Origin of the sequence: Komagataeibacter diospyri (assembly GCF_006538165.1) — a bacterium.
GTDB classification, from domain to species: domain Bacteria; phylum Pseudomonadota; class Alphaproteobacteria; order Acetobacterales; family Acetobacteraceae; genus Komagataeibacter; species Komagataeibacter diospyri.
Map to the genome: position 1 here is coordinate 148,507 of NZ_BDLU01000032.1, position 15,042 is coordinate 163,548.

The window sequence follows — 15,042 nt, forward strand, 5'->3', positions numbered from 1 at the left end:
GCCTGTTCCGGTCTCCGCGCATAATTGGACCGAAACAGTACTGTTTCCTGAAGTTTCAGATGGGCTACCAGCCACGCGTCGTCAAGTCCAATCGTTGCATACGGCCCTGCCCTACCCGATCCCGGTTCCGAATATCAGCTGTAATAGCACGGACAGCCCGCACCCGGCCAGAAAGCCGACCAGCGTGCCATTCAGCCGGATATACTGCAGATCCTTGCCTACCCGCAGTTCAAGGCGGTCACTCAGGCTCTCCGCATCCCATCCATTGACGACCGAGTAAATAAACCGCGACATCCGGTCCCGCAGGAACGGCAGGCTGCCCATGATCATGCCACGCGCGCCGTCATTGATCCGCTTGCGCATGGTGGCGTCATGATACATCTGTTCCGCCAGGCGCTGCAGTGCGTCACGCACAATGGAGGACAGCCATCCGGTATCCCCCTTGTCCATGTCTTCTTCGATCAGGCGACGCAGGCGGCGCCATACGTCACTGCTCCAGCCGCGCACGCTGTCATGCGTCAGCACGCCCATCACGGCATCCGTGATTTCGCGCCGACGTACCGGGTCCTGCTCGATCCGGTCGATTTCGGCACGGACCCATGTGGTGAACCCCTCACGCAATTCTGAATTCTGCGGGTCGATCCGGTCCAGCTCCTGCCCCGCGGCCAGCAGCACCTTGGTCGCGATCGAACCGCCAATGGCCCAGCCCAGCACGCGGCCGCCCTGTTCGCGCACGCGTTCCTCGATCATCATGCGCAGGGCCGGTTCCTTGGCCTTGATGCCTTCCTTCAGTCGCGACAGCAGAAACGACAGCACTTCCTGGTGGCAGTCCCCTTCCACCATCGCGCGCAGGCTGCGGGTCACGACAGGGGCGATTTCCTCCCCCCCCAGCAGAGTCGGCAGCAGGCGGGCGATGGCGGAACTCGCCCGTCCGTCCTCCAGCCGGTCCAGCACGTGCGGCACGGACCCCAGCACCGCGCGGTTGACCATGGCCGCCGTTTCCGGCTCCTGCAATATGTTGCCGATGATGGACGGCAGGTCGATGCGGTTGAACGCGGCCTCGACTTCATGCTCGGTGAACACGTTTGTTGAAACGAACCGCCCCAGCGCCTGCGCCAGCCGTTCCTTCTGCGCGGGCAGGATGGCGGTATGCGGAATCGGCAGCCCCATGGGCCTGCGGAACAGCGCGGTCACGGCAAACCAGTCAGCCAGTCCCCCCACGACCCCGGCCTTGGTGCCCGATCGCAGGATTTCCAGCCACGGACGATCCGCCAGCCAGCCCATCTGCGGCAGGGCGTACCCCGCTACCGTCAGCCCCGCCATGGCCGCCAGCAGGCCGGTCGCAGACCGTTTGTAACGCAGCAGCGTGCGCCGCGCGTCCTGATCCGTTTGTGGAATAGCGTTCATGAAGTCCTTGATACCATTGTCTCCACTCCAGCCCAAGCAACACTCGGTGTAACGCGCCAAATAGGCGTGAATATGCCATGGTGGACATTGCGGGCCGTCGCCGAACATGGGATTTGAAAAAACCATGACGATTTTTCATGACAGGACAACACGATGACCGAAGCCGCCGCGCGGACTGTCTCCGACCTGCTGCAACAGGCGGAGCGACTGATTGCCAGCCATGACGAGACTGCAACCGGCAGCCCGGTCATGGTACTGGCGCGCCAGATCGGCCGCCAGATGGGCAGTGGCCCCCTGTCGATGGAAACGGTGGAGGAAATCGTGCGCCTGCTGCGTGACCGGGCCTTTGCCGGGCGGGCGCACCATATCGCCGCCTATCTGGATGGTCCCGACGACACGGTGGTGGCGACGCGCATGCGTGACGTCGCCCGCCGCATCGTACAGCCGGACCCCGATGACAGTCCCGTACCCATCGCGCGTTTCCGCGCCGCCATCGAACGCAGCCGCTTTGCCGCCGTATTTACCGCCCATCCCACATTCGCGCTGGCCAACCCGGTTTACGAGGCGCTGGCGGACCTCGCCTCCACCAATCCGGCCGAGGCTCCGGCGCATGTCCCGGCCTTCCTGACCCACCGCCGCGTGGGACCGCCCACGCTGGATGAGGAGTTCACGCTGGCGACGCAGGCCATCATGCGCGGGCGCGACGCACTGGACCGGCTGAACGCTATCCTGCTGTCAGAAGCGCGGACCCACTGGCCACAGTTATGGTGCACGCTGGCACCGCGCCCCATCATCATGACCAGCTGGGTCGGCTATGACACCGATGGCCGGACCGATATCGGCTGGTGGGACACGCTGCGCCTGCGGCTGCGCATGAAGCAGATGCAGCTTGCCCGCCTGCATGACCAGATCACCCCCGTAACCAGTTGCGCCAACGACCTGCTGCCGCGCGTCCAGACCGCGCTGGAAACCGTGGCGGCACAGATCGCCGCCTGCCCCACCGGGCCGGAACCTGAAGCGGTATCGCGTTTTGCCGATGCGCTGATTACCCGCAGCACCGACGCGCTGACCAGCACCAACGACCTGAACGCCGCCTTCAGCGAGGCGATCGACGCTGCGACACCCGAAGACAGGATGACGCTGGCGGTAGCACGCGCGGGTTTCATGGCGCATGGCCTGTCGGCGGCGCATACGCATACGCGCCTGAACGCGACACAGTTGCACAACATCGCCCGCCAGCGCCTGGGCATTACCGACAGCCCGGATGTCCCGGCCCAGCGGCGCGCGCTGATCAGCCGCATGAACGATGCGCTGGAAGCAGTCCAGCCGGTCGATATTGATTTCGGATCGCTGCTGATGGAACAGGCCAGCGCGGGGCGGCTGATGATGACGGTGCGCCAGATCCTGCGCCATATCGACCGCACCAGCCCCATTCGCTTCCTGATCGCCGAGACCGAGACCGGCTACACCCTGCTGACCGCGCTGTGGCTGGCGCGGCTGTATGGGGTGGAGGACATGATCGAGATCTCGCCCCTGTTCGAGACGCAGGAAGCGCTGGAAAACGGCGAACAGATCATCGAGGAAGCCCTGCGCTCCCCCCACTGGCGCGCCTACCTGCAGCGCACGCGCAAGCTCAGCCTGCAGTTCGGCTTTTCCGACTCCGGGCGTTACGTGGGTCAGCTGGCCGCGACCTACCTGATCGAACGGCTGCGCATCAAGGTATGCGACCTGCTGCGCAAATGGGATCTGGCCTGTGTCGAGGTCATCCTGTTCGACACGCATGGCGAAAGCATTGGCCGTGGCGCGCACCCCTACCGGCTGGCGGACCGCTTCGATTACCTGTCCCCGCCGCATGCGCGCGCCCGCTTTGCACGCGCGGGGATTCAGATGCGTGAGGAAACCGCGTTTCAGGGTGGTGACGGCTATCTTCTGTTCGGCACGCAGGCTCTGGCGGATGCAACCGTCAGCATCATTGCCGAACATGCCTTCGCCACCACCACGCTGGACCGTGACCCGGTATATGATGAACCCGATTTCTCGGCCGATTTCTTCGCCACCATCGCCAATGGCATGACCGGGCTGGTGGAAGATCCCGGCTATGCCGCCCTGCTGGGCGCGTTTGGCCCGTCGCTGATTGACAAGACCGGGTCGCGCCCGTCCGCGCGGCAGAGCGACGCGGCATCGACCGTGACCCGCATCAAGCACCCCAGCCAGCTGCGCGCCATTCCCAACAACGCCATCCTGCAGCAGCTGGCATGGTGCGCGAATACATTGCAGGGACTGGGCACGGCGGCGGCCCGCCACCCCGAAACGTTCGAGAAATACCTGGCGGAAAGCCCCCGGTTCCGCCGCGCCATGGATTTCGCGGCCCACGCGCTGGCCCATTCAGACCACGGCGTGCTGCGCGGCGTCATCCGCCTGCTGGACCCAGATATGTGGCTGGAACGCGCCACGGCGCAGAAAGACCCGGCACGGCAGGAAGCCTGCCTGTCGCTTATGCACGGACTGGAAAACCTGGATTTCTGGGCCAGCACGCAGGCCATGTTCCGGCGCATACAGTCCGATCACCTCGCCCTGCGGCGCGCATGGCCTGACGCCCCGCGCATGCGGCCCGATGAACTGCTGCTGCATGCCATCCGCATCGCGATCATTGAACAGATCTGGCTGCTGTCCACACAGATACCCTATTTCTCGCCCCGCCATGCGTTTTCGCGCGATGTACTGACGCTGAAGGTATTGTGCCTTGAAATCCCCGGTGTCCTGGCGGAACTGGAACAGATATTCCCCTACCGTTCGGATGGCAGTTTCGATCTTGATTTCCATGAACCGCACGGTCCCCGACAGGAAGGTACCTATCACCGCGAATACACCGAGATTTTCGAACCGATGCAGCGCCTGTTCCAGATGGTGCGCGAAATCAGCACCGGGGTGATGCACCATGTCGGCGCCTTTGGCTAATTCCCCAAAAACATCACGCAACGGGTGGCGGATCAGCGAACCGCCACCGCCCTATGGCGTGGCGTTGCCACAGACCCCTGCCATACGGCGCGTGGTGGCGAACAATCCCGGTCCCATGACCGGCAACGGCACCAATAGCTGGCTGGCGGACCATGATGGGGGCTGCGTGATCATTGACCCCGGCAGCACCGATCCCGCCCATCTTGACGCACTGGTCATGGCTGCGGGCAACCTGCCAGTTACCCATATCATCCTGACCCATACCCATGCGGACCACCTGGCTGGCGCCCGCCCGCTTGGAACACGGCTGGGCATTCCGGTCTGCGGTTTTCATGCCAGTGCAGAAGCCGACTTCATCCCCGATATCGGATTGCGCGACGGAGATGAAATCGCGGGGCTGCGGGTGCTGTACACACCGGGCCATGCCAGCGACCATATCTGTCTTGAAACGCCGGATGGCATCATCTTCACCGGCGATCATGTCATGGGCTGGTCCACCACCATGGTGCCCCCTGCCCCGCATGGATCGGTCCAGCAGTTTCTGGACAGCATGGACTACCTGCTGCGACGCGACAGCCACCTGCTGTTACCCGCGCACGGCCCGGCCATACCGCATGTGAAAGCCTGTATCGAGGGACTGGTCGCCCACCGCCGCGCACGTGAGGACAGCATTCTGGCGCTGCTGCCGCCTGAACCCCGCACGCTGGATGAAATCGTGGACAGCATGTACCACAACCTGCGCCCCGGCCTGCGCCGCGCAGCCCGGCTGAACCTTCATGCCCACCTGGAAAAGCTGGCACATGATGGTCACGTGATTCTGGATGGGGATCAATGGGCGAAGACCATGCCCTGATGGCGTTATCCACCATCGCGTCACGGATTTATTTTACCACGACGGAATATATTTTCATGCGTGCTTGATAACCGGAAGACATCAAGCACCTCAATCCAGCATACCCCTTGCAGCAAGTATGCTTTCAAAGGGTGTCATCATATCATGTGACATGCGGCTATTCTGGACGGTTCAGATATTTCATTACAGAAGCAGGCGAAGCTATCCTTTCCCTGCCGTAATCCTGAGTACAGACCACCTGTCTACATGATTTTACCCGGCTGCCATTCAATCGGCCGCCTCATGATACAAAAAAACCGGCCCCTTTCGGGAGCCGGTTTCTTTTGATGCTCTCTTTCGAGAAAGATCAGGCAGACTGCGCCATGATCTCTTCCGCAACGTTGCGGGGCACCGGATCGTAATGATGGAACTGCATCGTGAAGGATGCACGGCCCTTGGTCATCGAACGCAGGTGCGAAATGTAGCCGAACATTTCCTTCAGCGGCACGGCCGCGCGGACCATGACGGTGGAACCAGCGGTTTCCTGACTCTGGATCATGCCACGGCGACGGTTAAGGTCACCCACCACGTCACCAACATGATCGTTCGGGGTGGTCACTTCCACGTCCATGATCGGCTCAAGAATAACCGGACCGGCCTTCTTCATGCCTTCACGGAAGCAGGCCTTGGCCGCGATTTCGAACGCCAGTGCCGAGGAGTCGACATCATGGTATTTGCCGTCCAGCAGCGTGAACTTGAAGTCCACGGTGGGGAACCCGGCCAGCACGCCGGTCGTGGCCTGCGCCTGGATGCCCTTGTCCACCGCCGGGATGTATTCCTTCGGCACGGTGCCGCCGACGACCTTGTTCTCGAAGGAGATGCCTTCGTTACGCTCAACCGGCGCGAACTCGATCTTCACTTCCGCGAACTGGCCCGAACCACCCGACTGCTTCTTGTGGGTATAGGTTTCGGTATGCGCCTTGGTGATCGTTTCACGATACGCAACCTGCGGCGCGCCGATGTTCGCGTCCACGCCATATTCACGACGCAGGCGGTCGATGATGATGTCGAGGTGCAGTTCACCCATGCCCGACAGGATGGTCTGGCCCGTTTCCTGATCGGTCTTCAGGCGCAGGGAGGGATCTTCACCGGACAGCTTCTGCAGCGCCAGCGTCATCTTTTCCACGCCGTCCTTCGTCTTCGGTTCGACGGAGATATCGATGACGGGGATCGGGAAGCTCATGCGTTCCAGCACCACGGGATCGGCCGGATCGGCCAGCGTGTCGCCGGTCTGGCTGTCCTTCAGGCCGACAAAGGCGGCAATGTCGCCTGCGTGGACTTCGGACAGTTCCTCGCGCTTGTCAGCATGCATCTGGTAGATGCGGCCGATACGCTCCTTGTGACCCTTGGTCGTGTTCAGCACGGTATCACCGGTCTTCAGCACGCCACGATAGACGCGCACGAAGGTCAGCGTGCCGTATTTGTCGTTGATGATCTTGAATGCGAGACCAGCAAACTTGCCATCCGGGTCAACCGGGATGATCGGCAGCTTGTTCTCGTCCACTTCCTCGTCTTCCGGCGGGGCGATACGGATGCCTTCCACGTCGTTCGGCGCGGGCAGGAAGTCGATCACGGCGTCGAGCAGCGGCTGGACACCCTTGTTCTTGAAGGCCGTGCCGCACAGGACGGGACGGAAGTCACCAGCGATGGTGCCCTTCTTGATGCAGCGCTTCAGCGTCGCGACGTCCACGTCGCCCTTGTCGAAGTATTCTTCCATCGCCGCGTCATCAACCGACAGCGCGGTGTCCAGAAGGTTCTGGCGCGCTTCGGCGGCCTTTTCCTTCAGGTCGGCGGGAATTTCTTCGTAATGGAACTTCGCACCCAGCTCACCGCCTTCCCAGACGATGGCGCGCATCTCGATCAGATCCACCACGCCGACGAAGTTTTCTTCGGCGCCGATGGGCAGCTGCAGCGGGATCGCGACAATGTCCAGCTTCTCCTTCAGCGTGCTGAAGGCGTAGTAGAAGTCGGCACCGGTACGGTCCAGCTTGTTGATGAAGATGATGCGGGGCACGTTGTAGCGGTCAGCCAGACGCCAGTTGGTCTCAGACTGCGGCTGCACGCCGGCAACGCCTTCGATGATGAAGATCGCGCCATCAAGCACACGCAGCGAGCGGTTGACTTCGATGTTGAAGTCAATGTGGCCCGGGGTGTCGATGATGTTGATGCGACGGCCTTCCCACTCACACGTCACGGCAGCCGAGGTGATCGTGATGCCGCGCTCACGCTCCTGCGCCATGTAGTCGGTGGTGGTGTTGCCTTCGTGCACCTCACCGATCTTATGAGACACACCGGTGTAGTACAGGATACGCTCGGTGGTGGTGGTCTTGCCGGCATCGATGTGCGCGGTAATACCGATATTGCGAATCAGGGACAGATCAGACTTGGCGGACACGGGGGAACCTCCACAAGACAACACGGGCGCGAACGGGAACCTTTCCCTTTCGCGCCTGCCGGAACCGTAAGCTGCTTCCGCCCTCAGTCTTTTTCAACATGGACGACGCAGACCGGCACAGCGGAACAATGCACCAGACTTCAGTCAGGCTTCATCTACGACAGACGGGCCGACCGCCACCCCGTCACTGCAGGGTGATGGCCGGCCCGGTCGCATATCAGGCCACAGCGGCCTTTTTTTCCTGAACGCGCAGGATACGGCGCTTCACCGTCATGGCTTCCGGCGTCAGCTTGCGGTTCGGGGTGGACAGCAGGAACGCGTCCAGACCGCCATTGTGTTCGACCGTGCGGATGCCGTTGGTGGTCATGCGCATGGGAACCGCCGTGCCGAGAATATCGGACAGCAGCGAGGTTTCCTGCAGGTTGGGCAGGAAGCGACGACGGGACTTGTTGTTGGCGTGGCTGACGTTGTTGCCCGTCAGCACGCCCTTGCCTGTGATCTGGCAGCGGCGAGACATTTTATCATCCTCGGATATAGCTGTAGCCGAGGCATAAATGCCCGGCAAGGATCGTCTAGATTAGGCGCGGCTTATCGCCAAACCACCGCCAACAGTCAAGATGCATAAGCATGATTCGGCATTTTTTGTCCGGCATGGGGGACAAAGCGTGGCATTTCGTCCCCACTTTTTCCCCTGAGGGCTCAGCCTGCCTTCTGATCGTGGTCGGGGTGCAGTTCACCCGCCTGCACGCTGTGCAGCGCGTTTTCCAGCATGGCCTGCATGGTCTCGCGCCCCATGGTGCGCGACAGAAGCCCCAGTGAGCCGCCCAGCAGTGCGGAGGCAATGGCCACCGGCGGCAGGTTTTCACCCAGCATATATTCGATGGCCTTGTCCACCACCGCGCCGCAATGGCTCAGTTCGGGGGGGATGGCGTCCCCTTCGGGGGGCTGGTTGTTCGTGTCCGTCATGTCACGGCTCCTTCTAGCGTTCTTCCTGATATGTACTTCCTTGCCACCGCTGACCAGTGCGGGGCGGTCATGCGCGCGCCTCCGTCGCGCATGAGCGGGTCAAACCCCGGCGGCTTCCTCCTCGGCCTGTATCGCCCACATTTCGGCATACAGGCCGCCGCGTTCCAGCAGGGCGCGATGGGTTCCGCGCTCCAGTATCCGCCCCTGCCCCATCACAAGGATTTCATCCACATCAACGATGGTGGACAGGCGGTGGGCGATGATGATGGTCGTGCGGTTGGCGGCCACCGTGTGCAGCGCGGTCTGGATTTCCTGCTCGGTGCGGGTATCCAGCGCGCTTGTCGCCTCATCCAGCAGCAGGACGCGCGGATTCTTCAGGATGGTGCGGGCAATCGCCACGCGCTGCTTTTCACCACCCGACAGCTTCAGCCCGCGTTCACCCACCCGCGTGGCGTAGCCTTCGGGCAGGGTCATGATGAAGTCATGGATGCAGGCCAGCTTCGCCGCATGCTCCACCTCCGCCTGCGTGGCGCCCAGGCGACCATAGGCGATGTTGTAGCCGATCGTGTCGTTGAACAGGATGGTGTCCTGCGGCACGACGCCCACGGCCCCGCGCAGGGCCGCCTGCGCACAGTCACGGATGTCATGCCCGTCGATCAGGATGCGGCCCGATGTCACATCATAGAAGCGGAACAGCAGGCGGCTGATGGTGGACTTGCCCGCCCCCGTCGGCCCGACAATGGCCACCCGGTGGCCCGCCGGGACATGGAAGCTGACCCCGCGCAGGATCTCGCGGTCGGGACGGTAGCTGAAATGCACGCCCTCGAAACGGATGTCGGCGGCAGGCGCTTCATCCAGGCGCGCGGGCAGGCTGACCGCGTCCGCGGAATCGGTGATATCGGCCTGTTCATCCATCAGGGCGAACATGTGTTCAAGATCCACCAGCGAATTGCGCAGCGAGGAATAGACGCTGCCCAGGAAGTTCAGCGGCAGGTAGAGCTGCATGAGGTAAGTGTTGACCAGCACGAAATGCCCCACCGTCATGCGGCCTGCCTCCACATCCCGCCCGGCCATCAGCATGACGGCGATCAGGGCGGTGGCAATGATCGCGGCCTGCCCGAAATTCAGGCCATTGAGCGAAATCTGGGTGCGGATGGCGGCGGCCTCATAACGCCGCTGGGCGTCCTCGTAGCGTTTGCGTTCGTGTTCCTCGTTGCCGAAATATTTGACCGTTTCATAATTCAGCAGGCTGTCCAGTGCTTTCCAACTGGCCTCGCTGTTGATGTCGTTCATCTGGCGCCGCAACCCGATCCGCCATGACGTGAACTGGATGGTGAACACCACGTAAGCCGCCACCGCCACAAGCATAACCACCGCGTACCGCCAGTCGAACAGCCGCCAGATCACGATAATGACCATCAGTGCCTCGATCAGGGTCGGCACCACGTTGAACACACCCACACGCAGCAGGGTCTCGATCGCTTCCGTCCCGCGCGCAATGGCACGCGTCACCCCGCCCGACTGGCGGTTGAGGTGAAAGCGCAGTGACAGCTGGTGCATATGCGTGAAGCTGCGCATGGCCGCGATCCGGCTGATACGGTAACGCAGCGGGGCGAACAGGGCATCGCGCAGTTCCCCCAGCCCCGCCGCCGCCATGCGCAGCAGGCCGTAACCCACAATCAGCACCAGCGGCATCATGGCCGCATGCCCTGCTACGGGCTGCAGGGCGTCAATCACCCGGCTGTAGGCATAGGGCACGCCAATGGTGGCGACCTTGGCCGCGATCAGCAGGATGCATACCCCCACCACGCGCAGCCGGGTGCGCAGGTCATGGCGGGGCCACAGATAGGGCAGAAGGCCGCGCAGGGTGGCGGCGGCGGAACGTTCCGGCAGGTCCTGCCGGGTCTTGTGGGAAACAGCCATATGCACGGCATGTGGCATACGTTACGGGTTTTGCAACCCATATCTCCCTGTCATTCCGGCGCGCCCGAAGGATTGTCAGCCCCGGGGGCAGCCGGTATGCCAGCCATGGCCCGAAGGACAGGGATGGATCATGTCACGTAACCTCGATGGTTTTTTTCGTCATATCGCCGCCTGCAACACGGCGGTGCTGCCCGGTGGGCGGCTGGAATTCCGGCTGGGCACGCAGCCCGCGGGGTGGGTGCAGCCTGACCTGCTGCCGGTCCTGCTGCGCCATGGCATGACGCATGCGGGGGACAGCGTCACCCTGGATGACCCCGCGCGGCTGGAACAGATAGGCGGGGCCATGGCACGCGAGGGGGTGTACCGCTCCCACCATGAACTGTTTGACGTCTGGACCGACATGGGCCGACCGCCGGTCGCCCGCATTGACCGGGGCGCGCTGCCGCTGTTTGGCCTGATGGCGGCGGGCGTGCACCTCAATGGCCTGGTGCGGCGGCCCGATGGGCTGTATCTGTGGATCGCCCGGCGGTCCATGACCAAACGGCTGGACCCCGGCAAGCTGGACCATCTGGTTGCGGGTGGCATCCCGGCGGGGCACACGGCGGCACAGGCGCTGGTCAAGGAAGCGGCAGAGGAAGCCAGCCTGCCGCCCGAACTGGTGGCCCACGCCCGCCCCACGGCGGACATCCGTTACGCGCTGGATCGCCCGGAGGGGCTGCGCCGCGACGTGCTGCACTGTTTCGAACTGGAACTGCCGATCGATTTCATCCCCACCCCCGCCGATGGGGAAGTGGAGGAATTCCGCCTGATCCCGGTGGAGGAAGCCTATGCGCTGGTCCGTGATACCGATGAGTTCAAGTTCAACGTGAACCTTGTGCTGATCGACCTGTTCCTGCGCACGGGCATGATTGACCCCACCAGTCCCGAAGGCCAGCGCCTGCGCCATGGCCTGACCGGCTGGCACGCCCCGAAAACCGACTGATCCACCGCCCGCGCGCAAGGACCATGCGATGACCCTCCCCCCCGTTCCCCGCAAGATACCCCGCACCATCACGCAGCTTGGCCGCACACGGCAGGACGAATATGCGTGGATGAAGGACGACAACTGGCAGAACGTGCTGCGTGACCCGTCCCTGCTGCGCCCTGACATTGCCGTACACCTGCGGGCGGAAAACGCCTATACGCAATCAGTCCTGTCGGGAACGGAGGCCCTGCAGGAGCAGCTTGTGGCGGAAATGAAGGGACGGATCCAGCCTGACGATACCTATCCCGCCGTGCCCCACGGGCCGTTTTCCTACCAGACCGGTTACGACGCAGGCGCGCAGTACCCTGTCTACAGACGTTATCCCACCGACCGGCCGCAGGCGGAAGAGGTGCTGCTGGATGTCAACGCGGCAGCCCATGGACATGACTATTACGCCGTCGCCACCGCCAGTCACAGCCCCGACCATGCCCTGTTCGCCTATGCCGAGGATACCCAGGGTTCCGAAATCTACCGCATCCACATCCGCAGGCTTGCGGATATGACCGGTACGGCCCTGCCGCCCGTTGACAACTGCAGCGGAGCCTTCGTTTTCTCGCCCGACAGCCAGTTCCTGTTCTGGGTCTGGCGGGACGAACATGGCCGCCCGGCCCGCGTCTACCGCCGCCGTATCGGGGAAGATACGGATACGGTGGTATATGAGGAACCCGATCCCGGTTTCTTCGTGGGCGTGGACGCGACGCGTTCAGGCGGATGGATCATCATCTCCACCGGCAACCACGACACATCCGAATCCTGGCTGATCCCTGGTCACGACCCGCAGGCTGCACCCGTCTGCGCCGCACCCCGTCAACCCGGACTGATGTACGGACTGTACCATCAGGGCCAGCATTTCATCATCCTGACCAATGCCGGCGGCGCATATGATTTCAAGATCATGACCACACCCGACAGCGCGCCGGGACGTGAAAACTGGCATGACCTGATCGGGCATGAACCCGGGCGCTACATTACCGACTGCATGGTCTGGTCGGGCCATATCGCATGGCGCGAACGCCGGGATGCGAACACCCGCATCGTCATCCGTGACCTGCAGGGCCGTACCCATGCGCTGGAACCCGATGAAGCGGCCTATGACCTGACATTCGCGGGCGGTTACGAATACGACACGACCGAACTGCGCTATATCTACCAGTCCCCCACCACGCCACGGCAGTGGCATGCGCAGGACATGACGACGCGTGCCGACCGGGTGCTCAAGCGGCAATCCGTGCCCTCGGGCCACGACCCGGCGCAGTACCGCTGCTGGCGGCTTATGGCGCAGGCCCCGGATGGGGAGCAGGTACCCATAACCGTGCTGGGCCGCCATGACACGCCCATAGATGGCTCCGCCCCGCTGCTGCTTTACGGTTACGGGTCCTATGGCCATGCCATCGACCCGGTATTTTCCACCCGCGTGCTCAGCCTTGTGGACCGGGGGTGGTTCTATGCCATTGCCCATGTCCGCGGCGGGTCGGAAAAGGGCTGGAACTGGTTCCTTGGCGGTCGGGGGCGCAACAAGCCCAGTACCTTCAGCGACTTCATCGCCTGCGCCACCTCCCTGACCGATGCGGGCTTTGGCGCGCCGGGACGGATCGTGGCGGATGGGCGTTCGGCAGGTGGCATGGTGATGGGAGCGATCGCCAACATGCGGCCCGACCTGTTCGCGGGCATTGTGGCGGTGGTACCATTCGTGGATGAACTGAATACCATGTCCGATGACACACTGCCCCTGACCCCACCGGAATGGCCCGAATGGGGCAACCCGCTGGAAGATGCAGATGCCTATGACCTGATCGCAAGCTACGCCGCGTATGAACAGGTGGCCCCGCGCGCCTACCCCGCCATTCTGGCCCTGGGCGGCCTGACCGACCCGCGCGTTACATACTGGGAACCGGCGAAATGGGTCGCGCGCCTGCGCGACCACAACCGATCGGACCGACCCATCATGCTGCGCACGAATATGGAAGCGGGGCACCGGGGGGCGACGGGACGCTTCGATTCCCTGAAAGAAGCCGCCCTGATTCATGCTTTTGCCCTGTGGGCCGTTGAAACGACGCCCCCGACATAGGATTAATGTCTTTGCTGGAACGATCCCGTTAACACCAGCACCCGTATCGACACAGCCCGTTTTCCAGAGGAATGACCATGACGGATCCCTACAACGCGGATCAGGAGCAGGCAGGTGCCCCCATGCCGGGCCACCGCATGGATCCTGCATCCACGATGCGCACCTTCCGGTCATTCAGCGAAACCCAGCGTACGCAGCGCATGGCGCGTGCGGGGCTGGCACTGTTTTTTGTCCTGCTGGCGCTGTACACCGTGCGCGGTTTCCTGCCATCTCTGATCTGGGGCTGCATATTCGCGATTGCCTCGTGGCCACTATACGCACGGGCACGCAGGCGGTGGCATTCACGCGCGCATCAGACCCTGCTGCCGGTCCTGTTCACGCTGGCCATTGCCCTGATCTTCCTCGGGCCACTGGCGCTGTTCGGGCTGGAAGCGGGGCGTGAGGCGGAAAGCGTGCTCAGGCTGCTGAATGATGCCCGCCATTCCGGCATTCCCATCCCACCATGGGTCAGCCGCCTGCCCTATGGACAGCAGACGGTTGAAACATGGTGGAACGACCACCTGAAAAATCCTGCCGATGTCTCCGCCCTGCTCGGGTCCATGAATATTGGACAGGGCGTAAAGGTCACGCAGCAGCTTGGATCGCAGGTGCTGCACCGCGTCCTGCTGTTCGCCTTCGCCATACTGACGCTGTTTTTCCTGCTCAAGGATGGGGATGCGGTCATCCGCCAGTCCCTTAACGTATCCCGCCGCGCCTTTGGCAAAAGGGGGGAGCGGATTGCGTTGCAGATCATCGCATCCGTCCATGGGTCGGTATCCGGACTGGTGCTGGTCGGTATTGGCGAGGGCATGCTGATGGGCCTTGCCTATCTGGTCGCAGGCGCGCCCCACCCGTTCCTGTTTGGAGTGATAACGGCCATTGCCGCCATGATCCCTTTCTGCGCCCTGATTGCCATCAGCGCCGTCGCCATACTGCTGGTCATCAATACCGGGGCAGTGCTGACGGCCATTGCCATCATTCTGTTTGGCATTGCCGTGATCCTGCTGGCGGACCATCTGGTACGCCCTGCCCTGATCGGCGGTTCAACCCAGCTACCCTTCCTGTGGGTGCTGACGGGCATTCTGGGCGGGGCGGAAAGCTGGAGCCTGCTGGGGCTGTTTGTCGGGCCGGCCATCATGGCGGTGCTGCACATGCTATGGCTGAACTGGAGCCGCGCGCGTTACTAGCGCGCTTGTAGCAGATACAAAAAAAGCACCCTGTTAGAGGTGCTTTCATCGAGGCATCCGCCCAAAATATTCGATCGCAGACAGGGATATCGGGCAGGCGGGATTCGAACCCACGACCCCCAGTCCCCCAGACTGATGCGCTACCAGGCTGCGCTACTGCCCGCCTGTCTGCGATGCGCAGGA

10 protein-coding genes and 1 tRNA gene are annotated in these 15,042 nt (G+C 62.8%); 5 read left to right on the top strand and 6 right to left on the bottom strand.

Annotated features, from left to right (window positions below; translation table 11 throughout):
- Positions 1-111: 111 nt before the first annotated feature.
- Positions 112-1,407 (bottom strand): DUF445 domain-containing protein, encoded by a 1,296-nt coding sequence (locus MSKU9_RS06655; protein ID WP_141260535.1) that lies wholly within the window; start codon positions 1,405-1,407, stop codon positions 112-114.
- 153 nt (positions 1,408-1,560) lie between these two features.
- Here MSKU9_RS06655 and MSKU9_RS06660 point away from each other — a divergent pair, with 153 nt between their 5' ends.
- Both MSKU9_RS06660 and MSKU9_RS06665 read left to right on the top strand, forming a co-directional pair.
- The gene (locus MSKU9_RS06660) at positions 1,561-4,365 is read left to right on the top strand and encodes a phosphoenolpyruvate carboxylase (protein WP_141260536.1); all 2,805 of its coding nucleotides are present in this window, start codon (positions 1,561-1,563) and stop codon (positions 4,363-4,365) included.
- Positions 4,346-5,218, top strand: coding sequence for an MBL fold metallo-hydrolase (locus tag MSKU9_RS06665; RefSeq protein WP_141260537.1), 873 nt, complete (start codon positions 4,346-4,348; stop codon positions 5,216-5,218). Before MSKU9_RS06660 ends, MSKU9_RS06665 begins: the two co-directional genes overlap by 20 nt.
- A gap of 346 nt (positions 5,219-5,564) precedes the next feature.
- Here MSKU9_RS06665 and fusA read toward each other — a convergent pair whose 3' ends face one another.
- From fusA to MSKU9_RS06685, 4 genes are all read right to left on the bottom strand, one after another.
- The gene (fusA, locus tag MSKU9_RS06670) at positions 5,565-7,652 is read right to left on the bottom strand and encodes an elongation factor G (RefSeq protein WP_141260538.1); all 2,088 of its coding nucleotides are present in this window, start codon (positions 7,650-7,652) and stop codon (positions 5,565-5,567) included.
- A gap of 217 nt (positions 7,653-7,869) precedes the next feature.
- A complete protein-coding gene (gene rpmB, locus MSKU9_RS06675; RefSeq protein ID WP_010506414.1) occupies positions 7,870-8,169 on the bottom strand; it encodes a 50S ribosomal protein L28 in 300 nt (99 codons plus the stop codon).
- A gap of 182 nt (positions 8,170-8,351) precedes the next feature.
- Positions 8,352-8,618: a hypothetical protein gene (locus MSKU9_RS06680; RefSeq protein WP_010512913.1), complete on the bottom strand. Its 267-nt coding sequence runs from the start codon at positions 8,616-8,618 to the stop codon at positions 8,352-8,354.
- Positions 8,619-8,717: 99 nt separating this feature from the next.
- Positions 8,718-10,559 carry an ABCB family ABC transporter ATP-binding protein/permease gene (locus tag MSKU9_RS06685; protein ID WP_141260539.1) on the bottom strand — a complete coding sequence of 614 codons (1,842 nt, stop codon included), beginning with the start codon at positions 10,557-10,559 and terminating at the stop codon, positions 8,718-8,720.
- A 112-nt stretch (positions 10,560-10,671) separates the two neighbouring features.
- Here MSKU9_RS06685 and MSKU9_RS06690 point away from each other — a divergent pair, with 112 nt between their 5' ends.
- The 3 genes from MSKU9_RS06690 to MSKU9_RS06700 all read left to right on the top strand — a co-directional run bounded on the left by MSKU9_RS06690 (position 10,672) and on the right by MSKU9_RS06700 (position 14,859).
- Positions 10,672-11,523 (top strand): NUDIX hydrolase, encoded by an 852-nt coding sequence (locus MSKU9_RS06690; RefSeq protein WP_141260540.1) that lies wholly within the window; start codon positions 10,672-10,674, stop codon positions 11,521-11,523.
- Between the two features lie 28 nt (positions 11,524-11,551).
- Positions 11,552-13,633 (top strand): S9 family peptidase, encoded by a 2,082-nt coding sequence (locus MSKU9_RS06695; protein ID WP_141260541.1) that lies wholly within the window; start codon positions 11,552-11,554, stop codon positions 13,631-13,633.
- Positions 13,634-13,704: 71 nt separating this feature from the next.
- Complete coding sequence (locus tag MSKU9_RS06700; RefSeq protein ID WP_141260542.1) at positions 13,705-14,859, top strand: AI-2E family transporter; 1,155 nt, start codon at positions 13,705-13,707, stop codon at positions 14,857-14,859.
- Between the two features lie 89 nt (positions 14,860-14,948).
- Here the strand turns inward: MSKU9_RS06700 and MSKU9_RS06705 are convergent.
- A tRNA-Pro gene (locus MSKU9_RS06705) sits at positions 14,949-15,022 on the bottom strand.
- Between the last annotated feature and the right edge of the window lie 20 nt (positions 15,023-15,042).

Coding starts and splice junctions, on each gene's coding strand:
- MSKU9_RS06655 (WP_141260535.1), bottom strand. CDS start 1,407: ATGAACGCTATTCCACAAACGGATCAGGACGCGCGGCGCACGCTGCTG.
- MSKU9_RS06660 (WP_141260536.1), top strand. CDS start 1,561: ATGACCGAAGCCGCCGCGCGGACTGTCTCCGACCTGCTGCAACAGGCG.
- MSKU9_RS06665 (WP_141260537.1), top strand. CDS start 4,346: ATGTCGGCGCCTTTGGCTAATTCCCCAAAAACATCACGCAACGGGTGG.
- rpmB (WP_010506414.1), bottom strand. CDS start 8,169: ATGTCTCGCCGCTGCCAGATCACAGGCAAGGGCGTGCTGACGGGCAAC.
- MSKU9_RS06680 (WP_010512913.1), bottom strand. CDS start 8,618: ATGACGGACACGAACAACCAGCCCCCCGAAGGGGACGCCATCCCCCCC.
- MSKU9_RS06685 (WP_141260539.1), bottom strand. CDS start 10,559: ATGCCACATGCCGTGCATATGGCTGTTTCCCACAAGACCCGGCAGGAC.
- MSKU9_RS06690 (WP_141260540.1), top strand. CDS start 10,672: ATGTCACGTAACCTCGATGGTTTTTTTCGTCATATCGCCGCCTGCAAC.
- MSKU9_RS06695 (WP_141260541.1), top strand. CDS start 11,552: ATGACCCTCCCCCCCGTTCCCCGCAAGATACCCCGCACCATCACGCAG.
- MSKU9_RS06700 (WP_141260542.1), top strand. CDS start 13,705: ATGACCATGACGGATCCCTACAACGCGGATCAGGAGCAGGCAGGTGCC.